This window comes from Streptomyces sp. NBC_00028 (assembly GCF_045041065.1).
Taxonomy (GTDB): Bacteria; Actinomycetota; Actinomycetes; order Streptomycetales; family Streptomycetaceae; genus Streptomyces.
This window is the reverse complement of record NZ_CP108293.1, coordinates 8,213,639-8,239,243: the sequence shown is the minus strand read 5'-3', so window position 1 is coordinate 8,239,243 and position 25,605 is coordinate 8,213,639. Positions and strand designations below refer to the sequence as shown.

Below are 25,605 nucleotides of genomic sequence, written 5' to 3'. Positions count from 1 at the left end.
CACCCGCGCGCGGGACCAGCGAGGGGCGGGATGGGCACGGACACCCTGGTGGCGGAGGCCGCCGACCGGCGGCGCGAACAGCGCGGCTGGTACTTCTACGACTGGGCGTGCTCCGTCTACTCGACGAGCGTGCTCACCGTGTTCCTCGGCCCTTATCTGACGTCGGTGGCCGAGGACGCCGCTGATGCGGACGGCTATGTCCATCCGCTGGGCATCCCGGTGCGCGCTGGGTCCTTCTTCGCGTACTCGGTGTCCCTGTCGGTGATCGCGGCCGTCCTCGTGATGCCCCTGGTGGGCGCGGCGGCCGACCGCACGGGCCGTAAGAAGCCCCTCCTGGCGGCCGCCGCCTACACGGGAGCCGCGGCCACCACGGCCATGTTCTTCCTCGGCGGCGACCGCTATCTGCTCGGCGGCGTGCTGCTGATCGTCGCGAACGCGGCGTCGGCCGTCGGGGCGATGCTCTACAACTCCTATCTCCCGCAGATCGCCCCGCCCGAGGAGCGGGACGCGGTCTCCTCCCGCGGCTGGGCCTTCGGCTACGCGGCGGGCTCCCTCGTCCTGGTCGTGAACCTGGTCCTCTACACCGGCCACGAATCCTTCGGCCTCTCCGAGGGCATGGCCGTCCGGATCTGTCTGGCCTCCGCCGGCCTGTGGTGGGGCGCGTTCACCCTGGTACCGCTACGGCGGCTGCGCGACCGCCGGGCACCGGCAAGGGAGGCGACGGCGCCGGGCTTCCGGCAGCTGGCGGCCACCGTCCGGGACATGCGCCGCCACCCGCTGACCCTGTCGTTCCTGCTGGCGTACCTCGTCTACAACGACGGCATCCAGACCGTGATCTCCCAGGCGTCGGTCTACGGCTCCGAGGAACTGGGCCTCGGCCAGTCGACACTCATCGGGGCGGTGCTGCTGGTCCAGGTGCTCGCGGTCGCGGGCGCGCTCGGGATGGGCCGACTGGCCCGCACGTACGGCGCCAAGCGGACGATTCTCGGCTCGCTGGTCGCGTGGACGGTGACCTTGGCGGCCGGCTACTTCCTGCCCGCCGGGGCACCCGTGTGGTTCTTCGTGCTGGCCGCCGGGATCGGCCTCGTCCTCGGCGGCAGCCAGGCCCTGTCCCGCTCCCTGTTCTCCCATCTCGTACCGCCCGGCAAGGAGGCCGAATACTTCTCGGCGTACGAGATGAGCGACCGGGGCATGAGCTGGCTGGGCCCGTTGCTGTTCGGGATCACCTACCAGCTGACCGGGAGCTATCGGGACGCGATCATCTCTCTGGTCGCCTTCTTCGCGATCGGGTTCGTCCTGCTCGCGCGGGTACCCGTACGGCAGGCGATCGGCGACGCGGGCAATCCCGTTCCGGAGAAGATTTAGCGTTCGACGCGAAAGGGCGGTAGTGTACGCGTTTGGCCTGCCTGGCGTACCGTTACTGCGCGTCAAAGATGCCGAAACGCTGGGTGACATCTGCTAGCAGATGTGACAAACCGGGCGCCGGTGGGTAGAACAAGGGGCGGCTACGACGGCGACGCATGACCCAGAACGGGAATCTTTACCGCCGACCGGACGTTGACCGGATGACGACGACAGCGACACCTGTCCTGTGGGCGACAAGCCCGGGAGGCACGATTCATGAGTGAGCGAGCTCTTCGCGGCACGCGCCTCGTGGTGACCAGCTACGAGACGGACCGCGGCATCGACCTGGCCCCGCGCCAGGCCGTGGAGTACGCATGCGAGAAGGGGCACCGGTTTGAGATGCCCTTCTCGGTCGAGGCGGAGATCCCGCCGGAGTGGGAGTGCAAGGTCTGCGGGGCCCAGGCACTCCTCGTTGACGGCGATGGCCCTGAAGAGAAGAAGGCCAAGCCCGCGCGTACACATTGGGACATGCTGATGGAGCGACGCACCCGCGAGGAACTCGAAGAGGTCCTCGAGGAGCGTCTGGCGGTACTCCGCTCGGGGGCGATGAACATCGCCGTTCACCCCCGGGACAGCCGCAAGTCCGCATAGTCCCCAGGGCCTGAGCGGAAAACACTGCGCACGACATGACTTCGGGCGCCGTACGTGAGTTTCACGTACGGCGCCCGAAGTCATGTTCGCGGGCCGCCAGCCCGTCAAAGGCGAGCGGTCAGCCCGTCACAGGCGGCCGTCAGCCCGTCAGCGGTGGGCGCGGCTCCTCGGGGGTCCGGCCCGGCTCGTCACGGATGACCTCGCCCTGGACCACCTTGCCGTCGGGGCGGCGCATCCGGGCCTGCTGGAAGGCGTCACCCAGGGTGCCCGGGGCGGCCTCGCGCAGCCGACGTTCCACCGTGCGCTCCGTGTAGCGGCTCAGCGCCTTCTGGACCGGCGGGATCAGCAGCGCCAGGCCGATCACGTCCGAGATCAGGCCCGGGATCATCAGCAGCAGGCCGCCCAGCATCAACAGGCCGTTGCCACCGCCGCTGGAGGGGGCCGTGCCGCGCTGGAGCGCCTGGTTGAGGTTCTGGAAGGCACGTCGGCCCGCCCGCTTGATGACCACCGCGCCGAGCACGAACCCGGCGAGCAGCAGCAGGAACACCGTGAACCCGCTCGCGGCGCCGGCGACCACGGTCAGCAGCCAGATCTCCAGCACCAGCCATGCCGCGATCCCCAGCGGCAGAAAGGTGCGCAGCCGGGAGCGCCGGGGCCGGGCGGGGTACGTGGGGGTCGGAGCGCCAGTCGTCATGCGTCCAGTGTGCCTGGGACCGGCTCAACACGGGATAAGGGGGCGATCAACGGGGCCGGTGCGGCCGTACGACGACCGAGGTCAGGCCTGGGTCGGGCCTGGGTCAGGCCTTCTCGTCGGCCTTCGTGTCCGCCCTGGTGTCCGGCTTCGTGTCCGGCTTCGCGTCCGGCTTCGTGTCCGGCTTCTTGTCGCTGCCCAGCACCTTGCCGACCCGCTCCCCCACGCCCCAGGTGGTGACCCGCCACAGGGCTTCCACCAGGATGTCGCGGCTCATCTTGGAGTCGCCGAGTTCGCGCTCGACGAAGGTGATGGGCACCTCGACCACGTGATAGCCGGCCTTGATCGCGCGGCGGGCCAGGTCGACCTGGAAGCAGTAGCCCTGGGAGGCGACCTCGTCGAGGCCGAGGCCCTCCAGGGTCTCGCGGCGGAAGGCCCGGTAGCCGCCGGTGACGTCCCGGATGGGGACGTCGAGCAGGACGCGGGAGTAGAGGCTGCCGCCGCGGGAGATGAACTCGCGTGACTTGGGCCAGTTCACCACCCGGCCGCCGGGCACCCAGCGCGAGCCGAGGACGAGGTCGGCGCCCTTGAGGGCGGTCAGCAGCCGCGGCAGCTCCTCGGGCTGGTGCGAGCCGTCTGCGTCCATCTCGACCAGGACCCCGTAGCCGTTGTCCAGGCCCCAGCGGAAGCCCGCGAGGTAGGCGGCGCCGAGGCCTTCCTTGCCCTTGCGGTGCAGGACCTGCACATGGTCGTCCGAGGCGGCGAGTTCGTCGGCCAGCTTGCCGGTGCCGTCGGGGCTGTTGTCGTCGGCGACGAGCACATGCGCGTCGGGGACCGACTCGCGGACCCGGCCGACGATCTTCTTGATGTTCTCCGCCTCGTTGTAGGTCGGGATGATCACCAAGGCCGTGCCGAGCGGGCCGAACTGCCTCCCCGCCAGGGTCCCGTCGCCGTCGTTCACTACTGCCCCTTCAGTCCGTCCGCAGGCGTCCACCATAGTGCGCGGCGCGTGCACCGACGTGACAGGAGGTTCGTATGGTGGTGTCGTTTTAACAAGAGCTGGGTAAGTACCCGCTTTTCGACGCCTGTGCGTACGGCGGATGGGGGCCCGGCGCCCTTCGGGCCGACCTGGGACCCGCTGGCTGCGGATCGACCGAAAGCCGTTGTCTACTGAGCGACCGGGCCCCACCCGGGTCACACCTCCCCGACCGGCCGGAACGTTCCCTCGCAGCGGCGCGGGCGCTGAGCCTGGCTCCCAGTGGCGGTGCCCCGGTGCGGCACACCGTCCCCTGACCCAGCGGCGCGGCGACGAGTTCACGGACGTTCCCCGGTAGGGCGTCCGGTGGTGGACTGGGCCGAACCTACCGGCCCCCTGCCGTTGGCTGTCAACAGCCGTTTGACCTGCGACTCTCTCCTCAATGCCCAGGTCAGTGCGGAGGATGCGCAGGTCGCGAGAGGCGGCGACGGCAGCCGAACGGAGCTGTGCCACCCCCGGAGATCACTCGCTCGGCCGCACGAACACCGTCCGTCCGCCGACCACGGTCCGCAGGCAGATCGGCAGGTCGGCGCCCGGGGAGAGGTCGGGCAGGCCCGGGGTGCCGGAGCGGGGGTCGGTGGACCAGCGGGCGACCCGGTCGTCCGGGGCCTGGACGACCAGCTCGTCGGTACGCCAGACCGCGTAATCGGCGGGCGCGCCGGGTACCAGGACGCCCGCGTCGTCCCGGCCGACCGCCCGCCAGCCGCCCCGCGTGTGCGCGGTGAACGCGGCACGGACCGAGACCCGGTGCTCGGGGGTGCGGTGGAAGGCGGCGGCGCGGACCGTGCCCCACGGGTCGAGCGGGGTGACCGGACTGTCGGAGCCGAAGGCGAGCGGTACGCCGGCGCGCAGGAGGGCCGCGAAGGGGTTCAGGGTGCGGGCCCGCTCCGCGCCCAGACGCTGGGCGTACATGCCGTCCTCGCCGCCCCACAGCGCGTCGAACGCGGGCTGCACGGAGGCGGTGAGGCCCAGCTCGGCGAAGGCGGCGATCGTCTCGGGCGTGAGCATCTCGGCGTGCTCGACGCGATGGCGGGCGGCGCGGACGCGGGCCAGGCCGACCTTCTCCGCGGCGGCGCGGACGCCCTCGACCACGGCGGTCACGGCGGCGTCGCCGATGGCGTGGAAGCCCGCCTGGAGGCCCGCCTCGGTGCACTCCACGACATGGGCTGCGACGGCGGCCGCGTCCAGGTAGGCGGTGCCGGTGTGCTCGGCGTCGGTGTACGGGCGGTGCAGACAGGCGGTGTGGGAGCCGAGGGCGCCGTCGACGAACAGGTCCCCGGCGGCGCCGAGAGCGCCCAGCTCCCGCACCTTGTCGACGTCCCGTTCGGCCCAGTAGCCCACGACCCGCGGCCCGGCCTGTTCGGTGGCCAGCCGCAGCAGCCCGGTGAAGTCGTCCTCGGAGGAGATGTCAGGCCCGGCGCACTCGTGCACGGAGCCGATGCCGAGGGAGGCGGCGTGGGCGAGGGCGGTGCGCTGGGCCTCGACGCGCTGGGCCGGGGTGATGGCGCCGAGCGCGGTGGCGCGTACGGCGTGGTGGGCGTCGGCGGTGAGCGGCCCCTCCACGTGCCCCAGGGAGGTCATGTCGAGCAGGGCCGTCGTCACGACCGCGGAGTGGACGTCGATGCGGGAGAGGTAGAGCGGGCGGCCGCCGGTGGCCGCGTCGAGCTCAGCGCGCGTGGGCGGACGGCCACCGGGCCAGCGGGCGGCGTCCCAGCCGTGGCCGAGCAGCACGCGGTCGTCCGGGCGGGAGGCGGCGAAGTCCCGGACGAGGGCGAGGGCCGCCTCCAGGGAGGGCGCGTCGGACAGGTCGAGGCCGGTCAGGGCGAGGCCCGTGGCGGTGGTGTGGACGTGGGCGTCGGTGAACGCGGGGGTGACCAGGGCGCCGTCCAGGTCGACGACCTCGTCGACACCGTCCGCGAAGGCGTCGGCCGCGCCCTCGGAGCCCACCCAGGCGACCTGGCCCCGCTCGACGACCATCGCGGTGGCGAAGGGATCAGCGGGGCTGTGGACCTCTCCGCGGCGGAGCAGGACGGTCTGGGGCTCGGGGCTGCGCTCAGTCATGGGGACCAGTCTCGCGCGTCACGCGGACCGCTCAGCACAGGGGGCGCCGTCAGTGCCCTGGGGCCTGTCCGGTGGATCAAGTCGCAGGAAAGCCGCGGCGCCTCATCGACGCGGGTAAGCGGGGGCTGGTGCTCCCCCCCACTGCCTTAAGGGCGTGGGAGGTACCCCCAAGCTGCAGGGCGGAGGAGGGCGGCGACGCGATGGGCCCCCCTCCCGCTCGAGCGCAGCCGAGAGTGGGGGAGTCGGCAACCGACGACAACGCCGCAGGCCGACGTGCCAGACCCCGCGTCTGCGGCATGATCCGCCGGACAGGCCCCAAGGGGCGCGGGGCTGTTTCGGTCTGCGGCTTCGCCGCGTGGGCGCGACCAGCCCCCACGAACCCGCACCCGCCGACGAAAGGCCCCTCAGATCCTCGGTGGGCGAGCCTCATAAGGCGTCGACAACACCACCGTCGTCCGCGTCGACACCCCCGCCAGCGACCGCAGCCGAGCCAGCAGCTCCTCCAGCTCGTGCGGCGTGGCCACCCGCACCTTGAGGATGTAGTTCTCGTCGCCGGCGACGCTGTGGCAGGCCTCGATCTCCGGCACCCCAGCGAGACGCTCGGCGATGTCGTCCGGTGCGCTGGGGTCGAACGGCTTCACCGAGATGAAGGCGGTCATGGGCAGCCCGACGGCCTCCGGGTCGACGACGGCGGCATAGCCACGGATGACGCCACGCTGCTCCAGCCGGCGCACCCGCTGGTGCACGGCCGACGTGGACAGGCCCGTGGCCTTGCCGAGGTCTGTGTAGCTCATCCGCCCGTCCTTGACGAGCAGCTGCACGATTTGACGGTCCAGCTCCTCCATGGCGCAAGAACTTACAGCGCGGGTGATCTCCTCGGATACCTGAGCAGCCCAGGTCATACCCGGTTCGTGATGTGGCCGAGAGCAGCCTGTGAGCCGACTGAGGGACAAAACGACCGCGCCGGGCACCTGCGCGGGGCATGTGACGAAGGACACAGGCCCCGGACGGTCTCCGTGATGTTCTCGTGATTACCGCCGAGACCGGGCGGGAAGTGCTTGCTGTGGTCGAGGCCGCAGCGCCTTCACGGCCCAGCCCGAGGGGGAGAACCCATGCAGAGTCTTCAGCGCCCTGGTCGTACCGCACCCAAGCGACTCCAGGCGGTCGCCGAGCCCGAGCCGGAGGGCGTCGAACCCGACGCCCTCGACGACGAGTTCGAAGCGTACGACACCTTCGAGATGTTCCGGGTGATCTGCCCGGACTGTGCGCAGCCCATCGCACTGCTGGCGGACGAGGAGGTCCTGCCGGAGCACGCGCTGTGCGCCTCGCCCTGGAACCCCTTCGGTCTCACGGTCTGCGCCGGTACGGGCCGCCGCGCCGCCGAGGCGCGCCCCGCGGACGAGGACGTCGAGCCCCAGGAGCAGGACACCGCCCTGCTGTTGACGCTCCCTCAGGGTCTCGACTGGCGGACCCAGCCCTTCTCGCACGTCGGCGGGCCGGGCTCACGCCCCATGAGGGTCCCCGAGATGCGACGCCACGCCGCCTGAGCCCACGCGCCGGCCGGTTGTTCGTCGCTCAGTCCCAGTAGCTGCCCTGCACCATGGCTCGCAGGCTGCCGTGGTGCAGGATCAGTGTGTCCGGGTCGGGCGGGACGACGGCCTCGCCGAAGTGCACCTGCCGATAGGCGACCCGCAGCATGACGACGGCCTGCCGCAGAGCGGCGTAGAGGGTGTAGAAGTCCATGTCGCGCGGGGTGTGGCCGGTGAGTTCGGCGTAGCGCGCCTCGATGCGGTCGCGGCGCAGGAAGTCGGGCAGTCCGCGCTGCCCGAAGGCTTCGGTCAGGTCCTGGAAGAAGCGGTGCAGATAGACGGTCCAGCCGAGGTCGACCTCGCGTGGAGCGAGGGCCGCCATCTCCCAGTCGAGGACGGCGGCGGGTGCGAAGCCGTCGTAGACGATGTTCCCGATGCGCGCGTCGCCCCAGTTGAGGACGGGCGGGCCCGGATCGTCGGGCCACATCTCCTCCAGTCGGTCGAATCCTGCCTCGATGAGAGGTGAGCGGGCTGTGCCGTCGATCACCCAGTCGTAGTAGGCCCGTTGGGCCATGACATGGCGGCGAAGCGCGTCACCCTCGCCGGGGAGCGACAGGAACTCGGCCGCGCGCACCGGCACTTGGTCGTGCAGTCGGGCCAACAGCCCTACGGTGTCCGCCTCCAGGCGCTCGCGTTCCTCGTCGCTCGCCGCGTGCAGCCAGTTGCCCTCGTAGGTGTACGGCATGACGTCCGGCGGCACGCGGCCCTCCACGCGCTCCATGACGAAGAAGGGCGCGCCGAGCGGGCCCGGGTCCTCCTCCAGCCACAGCACCCGGGGCACGGGCAGGTCGGAGTGTTCGCCGACGGCGCGCATCGTGCGGTACTGGCGGACCATGTCGTAGACCGGGAAGACGGTGTACGCCGCCGGGTCCGCGGCCAGCCTCAACGCGCAGGAGCGCAGCGGTGGTTCGGGGTGTTCGATGTCGAAGAGAAGGGTCTCGCTGGACATGCCGTTCGAGGCGGGCACGGTCATGCCGGTGGCCTTCGCGCCGGGCAGCCGGGTGTCGAGCCAGGTGGTGAGGCGGCGGGCGAGGTCCTCCGGGTCGCGGGTGGTCGTACGAGGGCGTGGCTCTTGCCGGGACGTCATCGTCAACTCCCCTGCGGTGCCACTGAGTCGAAGCCGGTGAACCCGCTCGGGTCGTGCCGGCCGAAGGAGCCGTGCTCGAAGATGCCGTGGCCGGTCTGTCCGTCGAGGCGGAAGCGGGCGGCGTGGTCGGTGACCCCGTACCCGGCGAGCGGGTGCGGCTCGGTCAGGTCGTAGGTGCGGCGGTCGGTCCAGCCGTGGCCGCGCCAGGTGCCGTGCTGCCAGTCGTCGGCGGGCGGGTAGCCGGCGCCGAGGGCCAGCGGGGAGGAGGTGAGGATCTCCACCTCCAGCTCCTGGGGCCCCCGCGGGTCGCCGAGGTGGATGAGGGCTCGCTCGGGGTGGCGGGTGCCGGGGCGGTAGGTGATCTCCGGCTGGGGCCAGCCGAGTTGGCGGTCCCGATGGCCGGGGCGGACGAGGGTGGCGTCGTTGAGGGTGCGGTAGCCGTCGGCGTCCTCCTGGACGATCACCATCAGGAACCGGTCCGGGAAGCGGACGGGGCACCAGATCCAGTGGAAGCCCTCGGTGGGGTGCTCCGCGGCGAGTCGGCCGCCCTCCTCGCCGGGCATCGGTCGCACACCCCAGCTGCGGTCCCGCGTGCCGGTCCACTCCCCCGGCGTGACCCGGAACTCCTCGCCGGCCGCGCGGACGACCCCCGCCACGCTCCCGGCCTGCACGAACCGCCGCCCCTCCAGGGTGAGCCGGTCGCCGCGGCGCTGGACGTGGTGGGGTTCCCAGAGGGCCGGGAAGTCGGCGGTCCAGAGGAGGTCGTACGACAGCGCGTCGTCGTCGCAGACCAGGCGCAGTCGGCGCAGCGGGTCCTCGACCTCGATCCGGAGCGGACCGACGACGAGCCGCATGCGGTCCTCGCCGAGGGCGTCCGAGGCGCGCACCGCGTGCAGGACCCCGCCGGTGCGCAGGGTGGCGTACGCGTCGATCACGCCCAGGTTCGGGTACACGCCGAGCCCGAGGATCAGCAGGGCGCGGCCCTCGTGGTCGAGGACGTGGAAGATGCAGCGGTCGTAGGCGTTCCGGTCGCCGGTCGCCACATGCTTCATGGAGAGGGGGACCTGGTGCACCGGGTACTCGTCGAGCGGTACGGGGCGGTCGTCGGCCACGGCCAACCTCCCTGGGGACGGCTGGGCTGACGGTACGTCAGACAGGCGTCGGAGGCCAGACACGGGGACGGCCGTGAACTCACTGTCGATTCCGTCGTCGGGTGACCTGCCCGGCCGTCACCGCGTTGCCCTGGTATGACCCCCACATATTCAGCGACCGGGCGTCAGCGCCGAGTGTTCGTGCCGCCCCCGGCAGAATCGGTTCCGCCGCCGCAGCAGCAGGATCCGCCGATCTACCGCGATCTGCTGCGGATGTGGGCCGACCGGGGCCGGACCCTGCCCGGGCGCCACGACCCGGAGTGGGTCCGGCTCGCGGCGCCGCAGGTCAGACCGGGCCAGTTCAGCGCGTCTCCGGCCCCGCCAGGTGACGGGCGATGACCATCCGCTGGATCTGGTTGGTGCCCTCGACGATCTGGAGGACCTTGGCCTCGCGCATATAGCGCTCCACCGGGAAGTCCGCGGTGTAGCCGTAGCCCCCGAGGACCTGGACGGCGTCCGTGGTGACCTTCATCGCCGCGTCGGTGCACAGCAGCTTGGCCATCGCGGCCTGCTTGGCGAACGGCCGGCCCGCGTCCCGCAGCCGCGCCGCCGACAGATACAGGGCGCGGCCCGCCTCGATCTGGGTGGCCATGTCGGCGAGCATGAACCGCAGCCCCTGGAAGTCGGCGATGGGCTTGCCGAACTGCCGCCGCTCCGTCGCGTACCCCACGGCCGCGTCCAGCGCCGCCTGGGCCACGCCGATCGCGCAGGCCGCGATGCCGAGGCGTCCGGAGTCCAGCGCGGACAGGGCGATGGCGAAACCCTGCCCCTCGTCGCCGAGCCGCCGGTCGTCGCCCACGCGCACGCCGTCGAGGTGGACCTGGGCGGTGGGCGAACCCTTCATGCCCATCTTCTTCTCCGGCACGGCCCCGCTGAGGCCCGCCGCGTCGCCCGGCACCAGGAAGGCCGTGATCCCGCGGGCGCCCTCCTCGCCGGTGCGCGCCATGACGGTGTAGAAGTCGGCGATGCCGCCGTGGGTGATCCAGGCCTTGGTGCCGGTGATGACCCAGTCGTCTCCGTCACGGACCGCCCGGGTCCGCAGGGACGCAGCGTCCGAGCCGGAGGCCGGTTCGGAGAGGCAGTACGCGCCGAGCAGGCCGCCGCCGAGCATCGCGGGCAGGTGTTCGACCTGCTGCTCCTTGCTGCCGTAGGCGGCGAGGGCGTAGGAGGCGAGGGTGTGCACGCTCACCCCGAGGCCCACGGTGAGGCGGGCCGCGGCGAGCTCTTCGAGGACCTGGAGGTAGACCTCGTACGGCTGGTCGCCGCCGCCGTACTCGGTGTCGTAGGGCAGTCCGAGCAGGCCGGACTCCGAGAGCAGGGTGAAGATCTCGCGCGGGAACCGTCCGGCGTCCTCCTCCTCGGCCGCCTTCGGGGCGATCTCTCGCTGCGCGATGTCGCGGACGAGTGAGATCAGATCCCGGGCCTCGTCCGTGGGCAGTTGACGGTCCACCGGCTGCGGGGCGCGGTCGGGCATGGCGACGCTCTCCTCCCTGTCGGGCACTTCGACGGATGTGCGCCCTGGGTGGGGGCGACTCCGCCGGGTCTTGCTGAGGGCTGTGCCGATGCTCGCACTCCCGGGTCTCGGAAGCTGCTGACCAGCGGCTCTGCGCTGTGAGTATGCCCGATCGGCGGCACCGAGTCACCAGTTAACGACCGCTTACTTCAGGAAACCTGGAGTGAGGCTCGAAGAGCGCGAAATTGGTCCGAACCATTGACGTACTGGTCTAGTCCTCCTACCGTGACGGACCACACGCCTTACCGCGTTCATGCCAATCGGCGCACGCTCCCCTCTCCCCCACGAGGAGACACCCGATGCACGACTCCCCCCGTCCCCGCACCCGATTCCGGGCGCTCGTGTCGGCCGCCTGTTGCGCGGTCCTGGGCGCCGGACTGCTGGCCGGCGCGGGTACCGCGACCGCCGAGCCCGCCGCGAAGCCCACGGTGAAAGCCGGTTCGAAGGTCGTCGGCTACTTCACCGAATGGGGCACCTACGACCGCAAGTACTACGTCAAGAACATCGAGACCTCCGGCTCCGCGGCCAGGCTCACGCACATCAACTACGCCTTCGGCAACGTCACCGGCGGCAAGTGCGCGATGGGCGACGCCTACGCCGCCACCGACCGGACCTACACCGCCGCCGAGTCGGTGGACGGGGTCGCCGACACCTGGGACCAGCCGCTGCGCGGCAACTTCAACCAGCTGCGGGAGCTGAAGAAGAAGCACCCCGGCCTCAAGGTCCTGTGGTCCTTCGGCGGCTGGACCTGGTCGAGCGGCTTCGGCGAGGCGGCGAAGAACCCGGCCGCGTTCGCCCAGTCCTGCTACGACCTGGTCGAGAACTCGAAGTGGGCCGATGTCTTCGACGGCATCGACATCGACTGGGAGTACCCGAACGCCTGCGGCAACACCTGTGACACCAGCGGGCGTGAGGCGTTCAAGAACCTGATGGCGGCGCTGCGTTCGAAGTTCGGCGGCGCCAACCTGGTCACCGCCGCCATCACCGCCGACGCCACCTCGGGCGGCAAGATCGACGCGGCGAACTACGCGGGCGCGGCCCAGTACGTCGACTGGTACAACCCGATGACGTACGACTACTTCGGCGCCTGGGCCTCGACCGGTCCGACGGCACCGCACTCGCCGCTGAACTCCTACTCGGGCATCCCGACGGCGAACTACTACACCTCGGCGACCATCGCCAAGCTCAAGGGCCTCGGCGTCCCGGCCTCGAAGCTGCTGCTCGGCATCGGCTTCTACGGCCGCGGCTGGACCGGCGTCACCCAGGCGGCGCCCGGCGGCACGGCGACCGGCCCGGCGGCGGGGACCTACGAGCAGGGCATCGAGGACTACAAGGTGCTGAAGTCGAAGTGCCCGGCGACCGGGACCGTGGCCGGCACCGCGTACGCCAAGTGCGGGAACAACTGGTGGAGTTACGACACGCCCGCGACCATCGGGACGAAGATGGCGTACAAGAACCAGCAGGGGCTCGGCGGCACGTTCTTCTGGGAGCTGAGCGGTGACACCACGGGCGGGGAGCTGATCAAGGCGATCAACTGACCGTGGAGTGAGCGTACTTGGGGTGGGGGCCGTGGCCTCCGCCCCGAGTGGCGTCGGGCCTCAGACGTCCCGGCGGGCCGGCTCCGGGGCCGGGTAGGACGGGTCCAGTTCCTCGATGGCGCGCAGGGCGCCGCCCAGCGTCCTCACGAGGAGCTCGCGCATGGTGTCGCGGGGCAGTTCGGGGCGGTCGATCCAGTCGAGGGTGGCGCCCTCGACGCTGCACACCCAGGCCAGCAGGCCCATGCGGGCCAGTGGGGCGATGTCGGTGCGGCCGTAGGCCCCCTCGGCTATGGTCGCGACGATCGCCTCGCGCACGCCGTCCCGGATGGCGTGCACCTCGGTGTCGAAGCCGACGCCGCCGCTGACGACCGTGCGGTAGGCGGCCTGGTTGTGCTCGGCGTAGCGCAGATAGCTGTCGATCGTGCGCTGGACCCGGTCCAGTTGGGGCAGTTGGAGACCGCTCGCCGCGAAGGTGACCAGGTCGGCGACGGAGTCCTGGATGATCGCCAGGTAGTAGCCGCGCTTGGACTGGAAGTAGTAGTAGATCAGCCCCTTGGCGACATGCGCCTGACGGGCGATGTCGTCCATGGAGAGCGCGTCGTACGAGGTGTCGGCGAACAACCGCCGCCCGATCGCGATGAGTTCGGCGCGGCGTGCGACCGAGCGCTCGGTGCCGCGCGCCCGTGGCCGGGCGGCTGCACGCTGATCACTGATATTCAATTTCGACCCTGGTCTCGGGCTGGTGGCGGGACTCCCGCAGTATGTCAGGTCAAGCGGGAGTCAGGTCACAGAAGGCCGAGCTGGGTCACGAGCATCGCGATCACCAGGACGAGCGCCCAGCCCGCGATGTGTTCGAGGACCTTCGGGCCGTCGTCCCGGGGGCCGCCGGTGCGGGTGCGGGTGGCTGTGGCTGCTGATGCGGTCATTCGTCCACCTTGCCACCGGCCGGGGCTTTTGCGGCCGAGAGCTTGGTCACAGGGCCCCGGCACGCACCGGGGCCCCGCATCGGTTCAGCGCACTCCCACCGCCGCGAGCGCCTTGCACTGCCGCGGGGTCGGGCGCGCGGGGAAGTACAGGTAGCAGACGCCGCCTGTGCCGGAGACCACCTTGCCGCTGGCGTTGTACCGCTTGGTGCGGAGCCAGATCTTCTCCCACTCGGCCCGCTTGTAGACACGCCGCACCGCCTCGTCGCTGGGCGAGGCCGGGTCGTTGGCGATCACATCGCCCTCGGCGGTGAAGCCGATGACGGTCATCAGGTGCCCGGAGGTGCCGTATCCCGCGCCGGTGAGTTCCTCCTTGAGGAAGGACTGGGACGTTATGGCCGGGATGCCCGCCGCGATCAGCGTCTCCAGATCGGTGAGCGAGCCGAGCCGGGTGACCACGCCCTGGAGGCCGTCGAAGGTGGCCGCGTAGGCGGCGTTGAACGGCCAGTTGCCGCAGCCGGCGTACTGGTAGTCGAACGTGTACCGGGCCGCGTGGCACACCTGCGGATCGGCGTACGTCGGATCGACCCAGGCCAGCTGCTCGGGAGTGAGCCGGCCGCCCCAGTACTCGATGATCATCTGCGAGGAGGTGGGGCTGCACCAGGCCTCGCCGCCGTTGTCGTACTCGGGGTACTGACCCGCGTGGATCTCCTGCGAGTACCGCGGAACGCTCAGCTCCTGGGCGAGCCCCGGTGTGGAGGCGGGCACGGAGAACCGGTCGGGGATGTCGGACCCCATCGCGCCGAGCCGCCACACGGTGGGGGTCTTCTTCGTCCCCGGCTTGCGGTAGAGGGTCAGCCGCAGCCGGTACGAGGTGAGGCGCAACCCGGTCGCCGGGTCGTCGATCGAGAAGGTGTCCGTCCAGATGCTGCTCTTGTCGTCGGTCTGGTCGTCCACCGAGGTCCGCCGGATGTCCTGGTCACCGGCCGCCCAACGGCCCATCACGTACCAGGGGGTCGCCGTGCCGTCGGAGTACGTGCCCTTCAGCTCCACCTGGAGCCAGGTGCCGTCCGGCGTGTGCGCGTTCCAGGACGCGATGGCCTCCGTGGAGGGGACGGCCAGCTTGTGGACGGGGGACGTCCAGGTCCCGTACTCCCAGGAGGCGGTCGTGCCGGTGTGCGGGTCGGTGTAGTCGACGGTGCCGGCCGCGGCGCCGATCACCAGCCCCGGACGGGCGCCCGCGACGGCGCGCGTGCCCTTCGCGAGGCCGCCACGCCAGTCGGCGTACGACGTCCAGAAACGGTTGTCGACCAGGCGGGCGGGCGCTTGGGCGGGCCCCCTGGCGTCGGTCGTGGCGCCGGCGGCGACGGCCGGGCCCGCACTGCCCGCCACCGCGGCGGCGACCGCGGCGGCCAGAACGGTTCTCCGGGACGGCTGTTCGGCTCTGCTCATGGGTGGAACGACCCCCAAGTGTGTCCGAGTTCGGGCAGATCCCCTGCACGTTTGTGCGCCCACTATGACCACACCCAACAGGCTCCTGCCAGCACTTCGCCCCATGCCACGCCCACGAATATTGGCCTCGACCACTGGCATGACCTGCGGAGGCTAAAGTCGCACAGCGCTCACCACCCCTCGACATCCCTCGACACCCCAGGAACCGGCCATGCACCAGCTCGTCTCCCGGCTCCGGCGGCTGGCCCCGTCCTGCGGGCCGGTCCGGCTGGTCGGGGTCGATGGGCACGCCGGGTCCGGGAAGTCCACGTTCGCCGGGGAGTTGGCGGTCGCCCTCGGTGGTGCGCCGGTGCTGCATCTCGACGACATCGCGAGCCATGAGGAGCTGTTCGGCTGGACCGGGCGGTTGCTGGAGCAGGTGATCGAGCCCTTGCGGCGAGGAGAGAGCGCGCGCTACGCCCCCTATGACTGGCACGCGCGGCGCTTCGGACCGGTCCGGGAGCTGGCCCCGGCCCCTGTGGTCCTCGTCGAGGGCGTCGGTGCGGGGCGCCGGGCCCTGCGGCCGCACCTCGCGCAGCTGCTGTGGATGGAGTTGCCCCGTGAGGAGTCCTGGGACCGGGGACGCTCCCGGGACGGGGCGGAGCAGCGGGAGTTCTGGGCCGGGTGGGTCCGGGCGGAACGCGCGCACTTCGCGGAGGACCCTTCCCGGCCCTTCGCCGATCTTCTGGTGCGGCAGGGAGAGAAGGGGTACGAGGTGCTTCCCGGGCCCGCCGGGACCGCTGGACCGGACCGGGAAATCACTCAGGGTGACGGACCATCCGCAATGTGCTGAACTTGTGAAGACCCTTGCGGCCGAACTTCCCGGAGTGCTTCAACTCGGCTTGACCGAGGGGCCGTACAGGACTTACGTTCTCAATGCGCGGCCTTTCGTAGCCGCCCGCAGTCGCGAAGCCCCCGGTTGTTCCCCCGTGATCGGGGGCTTCGTTCTGCCCTGGGCCCCCTTTTCGGGCGCTCCGAGGCGCGATTCGCTCACCCTCGGTCACCATCGGGAATGCGCCCCATCTGCTCCCACCTCGTCAAACGTCCTGTGCGGCACCCTTCGGCGGGCCCCACCCCCGCGGGTACGATGCCCTCGGTGCGACCTACGGACGGCAGCTCTGCGCACCGTCGCAACTCCGGTCCGCCGCAAGGCGGTTCGATCAAGGCGGTCGGCGGGCGACGGCTCGGTGGCCAACCAGCGGGGGCACGGTTTGTGGGGGACGTGATGGACTTCGGCACGCAGGGCCCGCAGGCCCCGGCCGACCTCGCCTGGCTGCGAGGTGTGGATGCCTACACGATGGGCGCCTATCCGCAGGCGGAGGAGGAGTTCCGCGCCGCGGTGCGGATGGACCCGGGGATGGCCGACGGCTGGCTCGGGCTGCACGCGCTGCGCGTCGACACGACGACCGCGCTGCTGAGGATGTTCCGGCACCGGGAGCGCTTCGGGGAACAGCGCGCCCGGCATCGCCGCACCCTCAACTCCTGGTACTGGCTGGGCTGGTGGGTGCAGCCGGTACTGGAGAGCCCGCGCGACCTGCTGCTCGCGCACGCCTCGCACTGGCTGGACGGACGCCATGTCCCGGAACTGGACCGGGCGTTGGCGGGTCTGCCGCCCGTGGACGCCGATCCGCAGGTGCGTTTCCTGCACGCCTGCCGGTCCTACCTGGTCAAGGACTGGGACCAACTCGTCCGGCACACCGACCCGTTGATCGACGATCCGCTGCTCGGCATCGAGGCGGGGCTGTTCGGTGGCATGGCCCGGGTACGCCTGGAGATGTACGGCCAGGCCGAACCACTGCTGTCGGCGGCGCTGATGCGCTGCCGCAGCGAGCAGCCGCAGCGCAAGGAACTGCGCTACTGGCTCGCCCGGGCCCACGAGGGCACCGGCCGCTCCGCCGCCGCGCTCCCCCTCTACCGCGCCGTGCACCGGGTCGACCCGGCGTTCATGGACACCTCGGCCCGACTGGCGGCGATCACCGAGTCCGACGGGTACGACGACGCGGCCGACCTCGCGGCGATCACGCTGTCCGGCGCGCAGGACGTACTGGACGGGCCGGACGGGCTGGATCCGCTCTTCGGCGCCGAGGGCCGTGACCTCAGGCTGTCCGAGCCCGACCTGCCGACCGGACCGCTGCCGTCGGTGACCGATCCCGCGGTGCGCGAGAGGCTGGTCCCCTCCCCGGCGCTGCCCGCCGGGCCCACCGACCCCGTCTTACTCGAGGAGGCGCTCACCGAACTGGAGCGCATGGTGGGCCTGGAGCCCGTGAAGCGGCAGGTCAAGGCGCTCTCCGCGCAGTTGAACATGGCCCGGCTGCGCGCCGGGCAGGGGCTGCCGGTCCAGCCGCCCAAGCGGCACTTCGTCTTCTCCGGCCCCTCCGGCACCGGCAAGACCACCGTCGCCCGCATCCTGGGCCGCGTCTTCTACGCCCTCGGCCTGCTCGGCGGCGACCATCTGGTGGAGGCCCAACGGGCCGACCTCGTCGGCGAGTACCTCGGGCAGACCGCCGTGAAGGCCAACGAGCTCATCGATTCCGCGATCGGCGGGGTCCTCTTCGTCGACGAGGCGTACTCCCTGTCCAACTCCGGCTACGGCAAGGGCGACGCGTACGGCGACGAGGCCCTCCAGGTGCTGCTGAAGCGGGCCGAGGACAACCGGGACCACCTGGTGGTGATCCTGGCCGGCTATCCCGAGGGCATGGACCGCCTCCTCGCCGCCAACCCAGGACTGTCGTCGCGCTTCACCAGCCGCGTCGACTTCCCGTCCTACCGGCCGCTGGAACTGACCTCGATCGGCGAGGTCCTCGCCGCGGACAACGGTGACATCTGGGACGAGGAGGCGCTGGACGAACTGCGCTCCATCGCCGGGCACGTGGTGGACCAGGGCTGGATCGACGAGCTCGGCAACGGAAGGTTCCTGCGGACGCTGTACGAGAAGAGCTGCGCGTACCGGGATCTACGGCTGTCGACGTACCCGGGGATGCTGACCCGGGACGACCTGTCGACCCTGCGGCTGCCGGATCTGATGCAGGCGTACGGCGAGGTGCTGTCGGGGCGGGGACCCCAGGACCCGTCGGCCCTGTAGCCCCCGCCCGGCCTTACTTGGCCAGCGCCTCCTCCGGCTCCCCGCTCACGCGGGGCTCCGTCACCTTCACCTGCGTCGTCTTCCGATGCGCCGGGTCCGTCACCTCGCCGACCAGGAGTTCGAGTACATCCTCCAGGGCGACCAGCCCCAGCACCTTGCCGGACGCGTCCGCGACCTGGGCCAGGTGGGTCGCCGCACGGCGCATCACCGTCAGGGCGTCGTCCAGGGGGAGTTCGGAGCGCAGGGTCGTCATGGAGCGCCAGATGTGCTGCGGCACCGCCCGCTCGGACTCCTCCAGGTCCAGTACGTCCTTGACGTGCAGATAGCCCATGAAGGCTCCGTTGTCGGCGACCACCGGGAAACGGGAGTAGCCGGTGCGCGCGGTCAGTTCGACCACCTGGCCCGGGGTGATCGATGGGCCGACGGTGACCAGCGACTCGCGCCCCAGCAGGACGTCCGTGACCGGGCGGGAGCCCAGCTCCAGCGCGTCCTCCAGACGTTCCTGCTCCTCGGGGTCGAGGAGACCGGCCTGACCGGAGTCCTCCACCAGGCGGTTGAGCTGTTCGCTGGTGAAGACCGCCTCGACCTCGTCCTTGGGCTCGACGCCGAAGAGGCGCAGGATGGCCCGGGCACAGGCACCGAGGGCGATCGTGATCGGCTTGCAGAAGCGGGCGAAGACGACCAGACCGGGGCTCAGCCACAGCGCGGCCTTCTCCGGGGCAGCCATCGCGAGGTTCTTCGGGACCATCTCGCCGATGACGAGGTGGAAGAAGACCACCGCGGCGAGCGCGATCACATAGCCCAGCGGGTGGATCATGCCGTGCGGCAGATGGATCCACTCGAAGACGGGCTCCAGCAGATGCGCGACGGTCGGTTCGGCCACCGCGCCCAGCGTCAGCGAGCAGACGGTGATGCCGAACTGCGCGGCGGCCATCATCTGGGGCAGCCGCTCCAGGCCGTAGAGGACCTGACGGGCGCGGGCCGTGCCGAGTGGCTCGATCTGGCTGCGGCGCACGGAGACCAGCGCGAACTCGGCGCCGACGAAGAAGCCGTTGGCGAGCACGAGCAGCCCGGCGAAGAGAAGTTGGAGCACGCTCATCGGGCAGCCTCCACGACGACACCCGTCCGGACGAGGCGGACCCGCTCGGCGCGGTAGTGCCCGACCCGGCGCACCGAGAGCCGCCAGCCGGGCAGTTCCGCCTTGTCACCGACGGCGGGGATCCGGCCGAGCAGGTCGGCGACCAGGCCTGCGACCGTTTCGTAGGGCCCCTCGGGTACGTCGAGGCCTATGCGCTGGAGGATGTCGACACGGCAGCTGCCGTCGGCGTCCCAGGCGGGACGGCCGTCCTCCGGCGGGGCGGCGGCGAGTTCGGGCACGTCCTGGCCGTCGTGCTCGTCACGGACCTCGCCGACGATCTCCTCGACGATGTCCTCCAGGGTGACCACGCCGGCCGTACCGCCGTACTCGTCGACGACGACGGCGATCGGCTGCTCGCTGCGCAGCTGCGCGAGGAGCGGCTGGACCGGGAGGGTCTCCGGCACGAGCAGCGCGGGGCGGGCGATCCGGCCCACCGGGGTGCGCAGCCGGTCGTGGGAGGGGACGGCCAGGGCGTCCTTGAGGTGGACCATGCCGACGATCTCGTCGATCTTCTCCCGGTAGACGGGGAAGCGGGACAGACCGGTCGCCCGGGTCAGGTTGACGACGTCCTCGGCGGTCGCCGACGACTGGAGCGAGCTGACCTTCACGCGCGGGGTCATGACGTGCTGCGCGGTGAGTTCGGCGAGCGACAGGGTGCGCACGAACAGGTCGGCGGTGTCCTGCTCCAGGGTGCCGGCCTGCGCCGAGTGCCGGGCCAGGGAGACGAGTTCACCGGGGGTGCGGGCGGAGGCCAGCTCTTCGGTGGGCTCGACGCCGAGGGCGCGGACGAGTCGGTTGGCGACGGCGTTCAGCGCGGCGATGACCGGGCGGAACAGGCGCGCGAACGCGTGTTGCGGGCCGGCGACGAAGCGCGCGACCTGGAGCGGCTTGGACACGGCCCAGTTCTTGGGCACCAGTTCGCCGATCACCATCTGCACGGCGGACGCCAGCAGCATGCCGAAGACGACCGCGACACCGGAGACGGCACCCTCGGGGATGCCGATCGCGGTGAACGGGCCGTGCAGCAGCTCCGCGAGGGCCGGCTCGGCGAGCATGCCGACGACGAGGGAGGTGATGGTGATGCCGAGCTGGGTGCCGGAGAGCTGGAAGGAGAGCTCCTTGAGCGACTCGACGACCGTACGGGCGCGTTTGTCGCCCTCGGCGGCGGCCTTCTCTGCGTCCGGCCGCTCGACGGTCACCAGGCCGAACTCGGCCGCGACGAAGAAGCCGTTGGCGAGAATCAGCACGAAGGCGGCTGCCAGGAGCAGCAGGGGGGTGGTCATGATGCCGCCGCCTCACCGGTATGTCGGGAGGGGGCGGCGCAGGTACTACAGGACGATCCGTCCATCGCTGGAGGGAATCACTCCTCGGGTAGCAGTGGGCCGCTGAGGGCCGGTCGGGACATCAGCGGCGGAGGCGCGACGAAAACGCCTCCGCCAACAGATTAATCAAGACAGGGCCTTCTACGGCAGATCCCTTGTGCCGCGGGCCTCTACGAGCGCCCGCAGGGCACGGGCGTCGGTGATGGCCTGCTGCTTGGCGATACCGGGCTGGATGCCCAGGGCGGGCAGGCTGGTGCCGTCGCTGAGGTTGAGGAACACCCAGGGGTCGCCGGGCCGCAGGTTCACCTGGATGATCTCGGCCCACTCCAGTCGGCGCCTGGAGGCGATGTTCACCACGGTGACGCCGGTGTCGTCGGCGACCACCCTCACACGGGCCAGCATGGCCAGTACGCCGAAGATGAGGGCCGCGGTGAAGACGAAGCTGAGCCGCTCACCGGGGCCGAGCTTCTCCAGGAGCAGCGCGATCGCCGTGATGGTGGCGAAGATCGCCACGCCCGCGGTGAGCAGGACGGCCCGGGTGCGGCCGGGGCGGAAGGTCACGGGGAGGGCGGGAAGGTCGGACATGGCTGCGGGGTCCTCAGAGACGGCAGGCGTGGATGGCCGTGGTCAGGATGGCCCGGGCGCCGATGTCGTACAGGTCGTCCATGATCCGCTGGGCTTCCTTGGCGGGGACCATCGCGCGGACGGCGACCCAGCCCTCGTTGTGCAGCGGGGAGACGGTCGGGGACTCCAGGCCGGGCGTGAGGGCGACGGCCTTCTCCAGCTGCTCGACGCGGCAGTCGTAGTCCATCATCACGTAGGTCCGGGCGACCAGGACGCCCTGGAGGCGGCGCAGGAACTGCTGGACCTTGGGCTCGTTCTCCGAGGAGGTGTCGGCGTCCGTGCGGCGGATCACGACGGCCTCGGACTTCATGATCGGCTCACCGAAGACCTCCAGGCCCGCGTTGCGCAGCGAGGTGCCGGTCTCGACGACGTCCGCGATGACCTCGGCGACGCCGAGTTCGATGGCGGTCTCGACGGCGCCGTCGAGGTGGACGACGGAGGCGTCGACGCCGTTGTCGGCGAGGTGGCCCTCGACGATGCCCTCGTAGGAGGTGGCGACCGTCTTGCCCTTGAGGTCCTGGACGCCGGTCGCGGTGCCGGGCTTGGCGGCGAAGCGGAAGGTGGAGCGGGCGAAGCCGAGCGGGAGGATCTCCTCGGCCTTGGCGCCGGAGTCGATGAGCAGGTCGCGGCCGGTGATGCCGATGTCGAGGCGGCCGGAGGAGACGTAGATCGCGATGTCGCGGGGGCGGAGGTAGAAGAACTCCACCTCGTTCTCCGGGTCGACGATCCGCAGTTCCTTGGACTCGCGGCGCTGCTGGTAGCCGGCCTCATGCAGCATCTCCGCCGCAGGGCCTGACAGGGAACCCTTGTTGGGGACGGCGATGCGCAGCATGAGGTCGGCTTCCTTCGCGTGATGGGGTGTTGGGGGAACTGGCTGGTTCACAGGTGGGCGTACACGTCGTCCAGCGAGATGCCGCGAGCGACCATCATCACCTGGACGTGGTACAGCAGCTGCGAGATCTCCTCGGCAGCGGCCTCCTTGCCCTCGTACTCGGCGGCCATCCAGACTTCGGCGGCTTCCTCGACGACCTTCTTGCCGATGGCATGGACGCCCTTGCCGACCAGTTCCGCGGTGCGGGAGGTGGCGGGGTCGCCGTTTGCGGCCTTGTGCTGGAGCTCGGTGAAGAGCTCCTCGAACGTCTTATTGGACATGGTGACGCTCAGCCTATGCCACACCCCGCTCAGCTCAGTGCCACGGTTCAGATACTGAGCGGAGGGTGGCCGCGGTGGCCACCGCCGCCGTCACCGCCTCGTGCCCCTTGTCCTCGTTGGAGCCCTCCAGGCCGGCCCGGTCCAGGGCCTGCTCCTCGGTGTCGCAGGTCAGCACGCCGTTGCCGACGGGCACGCCGGTGTCGACGGAGACCTGGGTGAGGCCCTGGGTGACGCCCTGGCAGACGTACTCGAAGTGGGGGGTGCCGCCGCGGATGACCACACCGAGGGCGACGATGGCGTCGTAGCCCCGCCCGGCCAGCACCTTGGCGACGACCGGGAGCTCCCAGCTGCCGGGGACCCGGAGCAGGGTCGGCTCGTCGATGCCCAGGTCGTGCAGGGCGCGCAGGGCGCCGTCGACCAGTCCGTCCATCACCTTTTCGTGCCACTGCGCCGCGATGACGGCGACCCGCAGGTCACCCACGTTGCGTACGGACAGCTCCGGTGCACCCTTGCCGCTCACGTTCTCAGGTCTCCTAGGAAGTGGTTCTACTGGTTGTTGCAGGCCGACACGGGGGCCGCGGGGGCGGTGTCCAGCCAGGGCAGGTCGTGGCCCATCCGGTCCCGCTTGGTGCGCAGGTAGCGGAGGTTGTGCTCGCCCGCCTGGACGGGCATGGGCACCCGGCTGTTGACGTCGATGCCGTGCCTCAGCAGGGCGTCGGACTTGTCGGGGTTGTTGGTCAGCAGACGGACGCTGCGCACGCCGAGGTCCTTGAGGATCTGGGCGCCGGCGCCGTAGTCCCGGGCGTCGGCGGGCAGGCCGAGTTCCAGGTTGGCGTCGAGGGTGTCGCGGCCGCGTTCCTGGAGCTCGTACGCCCGCAGCTTGGACAGCAGGCCGATGCCGCGTCCCTCGTGGCCGCGCAGGTAGACGACCACTCCCCTGCCCTCGGACTGGATGCGCTCCAGGGAGGCGTCGAGCTGGGGGCCGCAGTCGCAGCGGGCGGAGCCGAAGACGTCGCCGGTGAGGCATTCGGAGTGGACACGGACCAGGACGTCCGCGCCGTCGCCGATCTCGCCGTGGACGAGGGCGACGTGCTCGACGCCGTCGACCGTGGAGCGGTAGCCGTACGCCGTGAACTCGCCGTGGGCGGTGGGCAGCTGGACCTCGGCCTCGCGGCGGACGGTGGGCTCGGCGGAGCGGCGGTAGGCGATCAGGTCCTCGATGGAGATGATCGTCAGGCCGTGCTTGCGCGCGAAGGGGATCAGCTCGGGCAGGCGCAGCATCCGGCCGTCCTCGCCGGCGATCTCGACGATCGCGCCGGCCGGGCGCAGGCCCGCGAGACGGGCGAGGTCGACGGCGGCCTCGGTGTGGCCGTTGCGGGTGAGGACGCCGCCGGGCTGGGCGCGCAGCGGGAAGACATGGCCGGGGCGGACGAAGTCGGTGGGCTCGGCGTCGCCGCTCGCCAGCAGCTGGAGTGTGGTGGCGCGGTCGGAGGCGGAGATGCCGGTGGTCACGCCGTGGGCGCCGGAGGCGTCGACGGAGACGGTGAACGCCGTCTTCATCTGCTCGGTGTTGTCGTCGACCATCTGCGGGAGCTTGAGGCGGTCCAGCTCCTCGCCCTCCATGGGGGCGCAGATCAGGCCGCGGCACTCGCTCATCATGAAGGCCACGATCTCGGGGGTGACCTTCTCGGCGGCGACGACGAGGTCGCCCTCGTTCTCCCGGTCCTCGTCGTCGACGACGACGATCGGGCGGCCGGCCGCGATGTCGGCGACGGCCTGCTCGACCGGGTCGAGCGCGAAGTCCTCGATGCCGTCCGTGCTGTAGAGGATCGTTGCCGTACTCATGCCGGCGCTCCTTCCAGAGCGGGCCGCGCGGCCGAGCGGGAGCGCAGCCACCAGTCGCGCATGCCCCACAGGACGAGCGCGCCGTAGATGACGTAGACGAAGCCGGAGAAGGCGTAGCCGTTGGCGAAGTTGAGGGGGACGCCGACCAGGTCGACGAGGAGCCAGGCGATCCAGAACTCGACCATGCCGCGCGCCTGGGCGTACATGGCGACGACGGTGCCGACGAAGATGTAGGCGTCGGGCCAGGGGTCCCAGGACAGGCTCGGGTAGGCCTTGAAGAGCAGGGCGACGGCGACCGTGCCGACGGCCGCGGCGGCGATCATCGCGCCGCGCTCGCGCCAGGTGGCGAACCGCGGGGCGATGTGGCCGTCGGACCCCTGCCGCTTGCTGCGGTTCCACTGCCACCAGCCGTACACCGCGACGACCATGACGATCGCCTGCTTGCCCGCGCTGCCGGTGAGGTGGCCGTAGAACGCGCCGAAGAGGATGAGGCCGGCGACGAACTGGACGGGCCAGCTCCAGATGGAGCGACGCCAGCCGAGGGCGAGGGCGATCAGGCCGAAGATGTTGCCGATCATGTCCGACCAGAGGATGTGCTGGTCGAAGAGGGTGAAGGCCTCGGTGTTCAGCGAGTTCACTTGCCCGCTCCCTGCGCGCTCGCGAGCAGCCGCTCGACGTACTTGGCGACGACGTCGACCTCGAGGTTGACCGGGTCGCCGGGCTGCTTGTGGCCGAGCGTGGTCAGGTCGAGGGTGGTGGGGATGAGGCTGACCGTGAAGTAGTCGGGCCCGGCCTCGACGACGGTGAGGCTGATGCCGTCGACGGTGATGGAGCCCTTCTCCACGACATAGCGCGAGAGGTCCGCGGGGAGGGAGACCTTCACGATCTCCCAGTTCTCGGAGGGCTTGCGCTCCAGCACCTCGCCGGTGCCGTCCACATGGCCCTGCACGATGTGTCCGCCGAGGCGGGCGCCGACGGCCGTGGGGCGTTCGAGGTTGACGCGGGAGCCGGCGGTCAGGGTGCGCAGGCTGGAGCGGACGAGGGTCTCCGCCATGACGTCGGCGGTGAACTCGTCGCCCTCGTGCTCCACGACGGTGAGGCAGACGCCGTTGACGGCGATCGAGTCACCGTGCTTCGCGCCTTCGGTGACGACGGGGCCGCGCAGACGGAAGCGACAGGCATCGCCGAGGTCCTCGACGGCCGTGACCTCGCCCAGCTCTTCGACGATTCCGGTGAACACTTCCCGGGTCCTCCTGCCACATAGGGGCACGGACTCCGGGGCTGTCGATGACGACAGAAAGAACGAGCAGGAACACCGGGGGCGACGCCGGACAGAGTCGCCCCTGAGGACGAACACTTACGGCGGC

General features: G+C 71.0%; 25 protein-coding genes. 6 read left to right on the top strand and 19 right to left on the bottom strand.

What is annotated here, in order from left to right:
* Window positions 1–30 precede the first annotated feature (30 nt).
* Complete coding sequence (locus OG885_RS37200; protein ID WP_405739393.1) at window positions 31–1,365, top strand: MFS transporter; 1,335 nt, start codon at window positions 31–33, stop codon at window positions 1,363–1,365.
* Window positions 1,366–1,620: 255 nt separating this feature from the next.
* Window positions 1,621–1,995: an RNA polymerase-binding protein RbpA gene (locus tag OG885_RS37195; RefSeq protein ID WP_003977404.1), complete on the top strand. Its 375-nt coding sequence runs from the start codon at window positions 1,621–1,623 to the stop codon at window positions 1,993–1,995.
* A gap of 139 nt (window positions 1,996–2,134) precedes the next feature.
* Here the strand turns inward: OG885_RS37195 and fxsA are convergent, their stop codons facing one another.
* The 4 genes from fxsA to OG885_RS37175 form a co-directional block, all read right to left on the bottom strand.
* Window positions 2,135–2,689 carry an FxsA family membrane protein gene (fxsA, locus tag OG885_RS37190; RefSeq protein WP_399958444.1) on the bottom strand — a complete coding sequence of 185 codons (555 nt, stop codon included), beginning with the start codon at window positions 2,687–2,689 and terminating at the stop codon, window positions 2,135–2,137.
* A 103-nt stretch (window positions 2,690–2,792) separates the two neighbouring features.
* Complete coding sequence (locus tag OG885_RS37185) at window positions 2,793–3,647, bottom strand: polyprenol monophosphomannose synthase (protein WP_405739390.1); 855 nt, start codon at window positions 3,645–3,647, stop codon at window positions 2,793–2,795.
* 537 nt (window positions 3,648–4,184) lie between these two features.
* A complete protein-coding gene (locus OG885_RS37180; protein ID WP_405739387.1) occupies window positions 4,185–5,783 on the bottom strand; it encodes an amidohydrolase in 1,599 nt (532 codons plus the stop codon).
* Window positions 5,784–6,187: 404 nt separating this feature from the next.
* The gene (locus OG885_RS37175) at window positions 6,188–6,628 is read right to left on the bottom strand and encodes an Lrp/AsnC family transcriptional regulator (RefSeq protein ID WP_030677853.1); all 441 of its coding nucleotides are present in this window, start codon (window positions 6,626–6,628) and stop codon (window positions 6,188–6,190) included.
* Window positions 6,629–6,895: 267 nt separating this feature from the next.
* On the opposite strand from OG885_RS37175, the gene OG885_RS37170 reads away from it, so the two are divergent.
* The gene (locus tag OG885_RS37170; RefSeq protein ID WP_405739384.1) at window positions 6,896–7,330 is read left to right on the top strand and encodes a hypothetical protein; all 435 of its coding nucleotides are present in this window, start codon (window positions 6,896–6,898) and stop codon (window positions 7,328–7,330) included.
* A 28-nt stretch (window positions 7,331–7,358) separates the two neighbouring features.
* On the opposite strand, the gene OG885_RS37165 is transcribed toward OG885_RS37170, so the two are convergent.
* The 3 genes from OG885_RS37165 to OG885_RS37155 all read right to left on the bottom strand — a co-directional run bounded on the left by OG885_RS37165 (window position 7,359) and on the right by OG885_RS37155 (window position 11,084).
* Complete coding sequence (locus tag OG885_RS37165) at window positions 7,359–8,459, bottom strand: phosphotransferase family protein (protein WP_405739381.1); 1,101 nt, start codon at window positions 8,457–8,459, stop codon at window positions 7,359–7,361.
* Window positions 8,460–8,461: 2 nt separating this feature from the next.
* Complete coding sequence (locus tag OG885_RS37160) at window positions 8,462–9,571, bottom strand: hypothetical protein (protein ID WP_405739378.1); 1,110 nt, start codon at window positions 9,569–9,571, stop codon at window positions 8,462–8,464.
* Window positions 9,572–9,911: 340 nt separating this feature from the next.
* A complete protein-coding gene (locus OG885_RS37155; RefSeq protein WP_405739375.1) occupies window positions 9,912–11,084 on the bottom strand; it encodes an acyl-CoA dehydrogenase family protein in 1,173 nt (390 codons plus the stop codon).
* A 338-nt stretch (window positions 11,085–11,422) separates the two neighbouring features.
* On the opposite strand from OG885_RS37155, the gene OG885_RS37150 reads away from it, so the two are divergent.
* Window positions 11,423–12,661: a glycoside hydrolase family 18 protein gene (locus OG885_RS37150; protein ID WP_405739372.1), complete on the top strand. Its 1,239-nt coding sequence runs from the start codon at window positions 11,423–11,425 to the stop codon at window positions 12,659–12,661.
* Between the two features lie 60 nt (window positions 12,662–12,721).
* Here the strand turns inward: OG885_RS37150 and OG885_RS37145 are convergent, their stop codons facing one another.
* The 3 genes from OG885_RS37145 to OG885_RS37135 form a co-directional block, all read right to left on the bottom strand.
* Window positions 12,722–13,381: a TetR/AcrR family transcriptional regulator gene (locus OG885_RS37145; RefSeq protein ID WP_399958428.1), complete on the bottom strand. Its 660-nt coding sequence runs from the start codon at window positions 13,379–13,381 to the stop codon at window positions 12,722–12,724.
* 65 nt (window positions 13,382–13,446) lie between these two features.
* Window positions 13,447–13,587, bottom strand: coding sequence for an SCO1431 family membrane protein (locus OG885_RS37140; protein ID WP_405739369.1), 141 nt, complete (start codon window positions 13,585–13,587; stop codon window positions 13,447–13,449).
* 84 nt (window positions 13,588–13,671) lie between these two features.
* Window positions 13,672–15,036 carry a peptidase C39 family protein gene (locus OG885_RS37135; protein ID WP_405739366.1) on the bottom strand — a complete coding sequence of 455 codons (1,365 nt, stop codon included), beginning with the start codon at window positions 15,034–15,036 and terminating at the stop codon, window positions 13,672–13,674.
* Window positions 15,037–15,247: 211 nt separating this feature from the next.
* On the opposite strand from OG885_RS37135, the gene OG885_RS37130 reads away from it, so the two are divergent.
* Complete coding sequence (locus tag OG885_RS37130; protein WP_405739363.1) at window positions 15,248–15,868, top strand: uridine kinase; 621 nt, start codon at window positions 15,248–15,250, stop codon at window positions 15,866–15,868.
* Between the two features lie 432 nt (window positions 15,869–16,300).
* Window positions 16,301–18,157: an AAA family ATPase gene (locus OG885_RS37125; protein WP_405739360.1), complete on the top strand. Its 1,857-nt coding sequence runs from the start codon at window positions 16,301–16,303 to the stop codon at window positions 18,155–18,157.
* A gap of 13 nt (window positions 18,158–18,170) precedes the next feature.
* Here OG885_RS37125 and OG885_RS37120 read toward each other — a convergent pair whose 3' ends face one another.
* The 9 genes from OG885_RS37120 to OG885_RS37080 all read right to left on the bottom strand — a co-directional run bounded on the left by OG885_RS37120 (window position 18,171) and on the right by OG885_RS37080 (window position 25,478).
* The gene (locus tag OG885_RS37120; RefSeq protein WP_405739357.1) at window positions 18,171–19,256 is read right to left on the bottom strand and encodes a hemolysin family protein; all 1,086 of its coding nucleotides are present in this window, start codon (window positions 19,254–19,256) and stop codon (window positions 18,171–18,173) included.
* Window positions 19,253–20,578 carry a hemolysin family protein gene (locus tag OG885_RS37115; RefSeq protein WP_405739354.1) on the bottom strand — a complete coding sequence of 442 codons (1,326 nt, stop codon included), beginning with the start codon at window positions 20,576–20,578 and terminating at the stop codon, window positions 19,253–19,255. The genes OG885_RS37120 and OG885_RS37115 overlap by 4 nt, the downstream gene beginning before the upstream one ends.
* A gap of 180 nt (window positions 20,579–20,758) precedes the next feature.
* Window positions 20,759–21,202, bottom strand: coding sequence for a PH domain-containing protein (locus OG885_RS37110; RefSeq protein WP_405739351.1), 444 nt, complete (start codon window positions 21,200–21,202; stop codon window positions 20,759–20,761).
* A 13-nt stretch (window positions 21,203–21,215) separates the two neighbouring features.
* The gene (hisG, locus tag OG885_RS37105) at window positions 21,216–22,073 is read right to left on the bottom strand and encodes an ATP phosphoribosyltransferase (protein ID WP_194082281.1); all 858 of its coding nucleotides are present in this window, start codon (window positions 22,071–22,073) and stop codon (window positions 21,216–21,218) included.
* A 47-nt stretch (window positions 22,074–22,120) separates the two neighbouring features.
* Window positions 22,121–22,393: a phosphoribosyl-ATP diphosphatase gene (locus tag OG885_RS37100; RefSeq protein WP_020117406.1), complete on the bottom strand. Its 273-nt coding sequence runs from the start codon at window positions 22,391–22,393 to the stop codon at window positions 22,121–22,123.
* A 34-nt stretch (window positions 22,394–22,427) separates the two neighbouring features.
* Window positions 22,428–22,913 carry a 6,7-dimethyl-8-ribityllumazine synthase gene (ribH, locus tag OG885_RS37095; protein ID WP_329341420.1) on the bottom strand — a complete coding sequence of 162 codons (486 nt, stop codon included), beginning with the start codon at window positions 22,911–22,913 and terminating at the stop codon, window positions 22,428–22,430.
* A gap of 26 nt (window positions 22,914–22,939) precedes the next feature.
* Window positions 22,940–24,238, bottom strand: coding sequence for a bifunctional 3,4-dihydroxy-2-butanone-4-phosphate synthase/GTP cyclohydrolase II (locus OG885_RS37090; RefSeq protein ID WP_405739346.1), 1,299 nt, complete (start codon window positions 24,236–24,238; stop codon window positions 22,940–22,942).
* The gene (locus OG885_RS37085) at window positions 24,235–24,876 is read right to left on the bottom strand and encodes a nicotinamide riboside transporter PnuC (RefSeq protein WP_405739342.1); all 642 of its coding nucleotides are present in this window, start codon (window positions 24,874–24,876) and stop codon (window positions 24,235–24,237) included. Before OG885_RS37085 ends, OG885_RS37090 begins: the two co-directional genes overlap by 4 nt.
* Entirely contained in the window at window positions 24,873–25,478 is a 606-nt protein-coding gene (locus tag OG885_RS37080; protein ID WP_405739340.1) for a riboflavin synthase, read from the bottom strand. The genes OG885_RS37085 and OG885_RS37080 overlap by 4 nt, the downstream gene beginning before the upstream one ends.
* Window positions 25,479–25,605 lie beyond the last annotated feature (127 nt).

What these genes read in the sequence shown, in the direction of transcription:
- OG885_RS37200 (WP_405739393.1), top strand. Translation starts at nt 31, where the DNA reads ATGGGCACGGACACCCTGGTGGCGGAGGCCGCCGACCGGCGGCGCGAA.
- OG885_RS37195 (WP_003977404.1), top strand. Translation starts at nt 1,621, where the DNA reads ATGAGTGAGCGAGCTCTTCGCGGCACGCGCCTCGTGGTGACCAGCTAC.
- fxsA (WP_399958444.1), bottom strand. Translation starts at nt 2,689, where the DNA reads ATGACGACTGGCGCTCCGACCCCCACGTACCCCGCCCGGCCCCGGCGC.
- OG885_RS37180 (WP_405739387.1), bottom strand. Translation starts at nt 5,783, where the DNA reads ATGACTGAGCGCAGCCCCGAGCCCCAGACCGTCCTGCTCCGCCGCGGA.
- OG885_RS37175 (WP_030677853.1), bottom strand. Translation starts at nt 6,628, where the DNA reads ATGGAGGAGCTGGACCGTCAAATCGTGCAGCTGCTCGTCAAGGACGGG.
- OG885_RS37170 (WP_405739384.1), top strand. Translation starts at nt 6,896, where the DNA reads ATGCAGAGTCTTCAGCGCCCTGGTCGTACCGCACCCAAGCGACTCCAG.
- OG885_RS37165 (WP_405739381.1), bottom strand. Translation starts at nt 8,459, where the DNA reads ATGACGTCCCGGCAAGAGCCACGCCCTCGTACGACCACCCGCGACCCG.
- OG885_RS37155 (WP_405739375.1), bottom strand. Translation starts at nt 11,084, where the DNA reads ATGCCCGACCGCGCCCCGCAGCCGGTGGACCGTCAACTGCCCACGGAC.
- OG885_RS37150 (WP_405739372.1), top strand. Translation starts at nt 11,423, where the DNA reads ATGCACGACTCCCCCCGTCCCCGCACCCGATTCCGGGCGCTCGTGTCG.
- OG885_RS37140 (WP_405739369.1), bottom strand. Translation starts at nt 13,587, where the DNA reads ATGACCGCATCAGCAGCCACAGCCACCCGCACCCGCACCGGCGGCCCC.
- OG885_RS37135 (WP_405739366.1), bottom strand. Translation starts at nt 15,036, where the DNA reads ATGAGCAGAGCCGAACAGCCGTCCCGGAGAACCGTTCTGGCCGCCGCG.
- OG885_RS37130 (WP_405739363.1), top strand. Translation starts at nt 15,248, where the DNA reads ATGCACCAGCTCGTCTCCCGGCTCCGGCGGCTGGCCCCGTCCTGCGGG.
- OG885_RS37125 (WP_405739360.1), top strand. Translation starts at nt 16,301, where the DNA reads ATGGACTTCGGCACGCAGGGCCCGCAGGCCCCGGCCGACCTCGCCTGG.
- OG885_RS37120 (WP_405739357.1), bottom strand. Translation starts at nt 19,256, where the DNA reads ATGAGCGTGCTCCAACTTCTCTTCGCCGGGCTGCTCGTGCTCGCCAAC.
- OG885_RS37115 (WP_405739354.1), bottom strand. Translation starts at nt 20,578, where the DNA reads ATGACCACCCCCCTGCTGCTCCTGGCAGCCGCCTTCGTGCTGATTCTC.
- OG885_RS37110 (WP_405739351.1), bottom strand. Translation starts at nt 21,202, where the DNA reads ATGTCCGACCTTCCCGCCCTCCCCGTGACCTTCCGCCCCGGCCGCACC.
- hisG (WP_194082281.1), bottom strand. Translation starts at nt 22,073, where the DNA reads ATGCTGCGCATCGCCGTCCCCAACAAGGGTTCCCTGTCAGGCCCTGCG.
- OG885_RS37100 (WP_020117406.1), bottom strand. Translation starts at nt 22,393, where the DNA reads ATGTCCAATAAGACGTTCGAGGAGCTCTTCACCGAGCTCCAGCACAAG.
- OG885_RS37090 (WP_405739346.1), bottom strand. Translation starts at nt 24,238, where the DNA reads ATGAGTACGGCAACGATCCTCTACAGCACGGACGGCATCGAGGACTTC.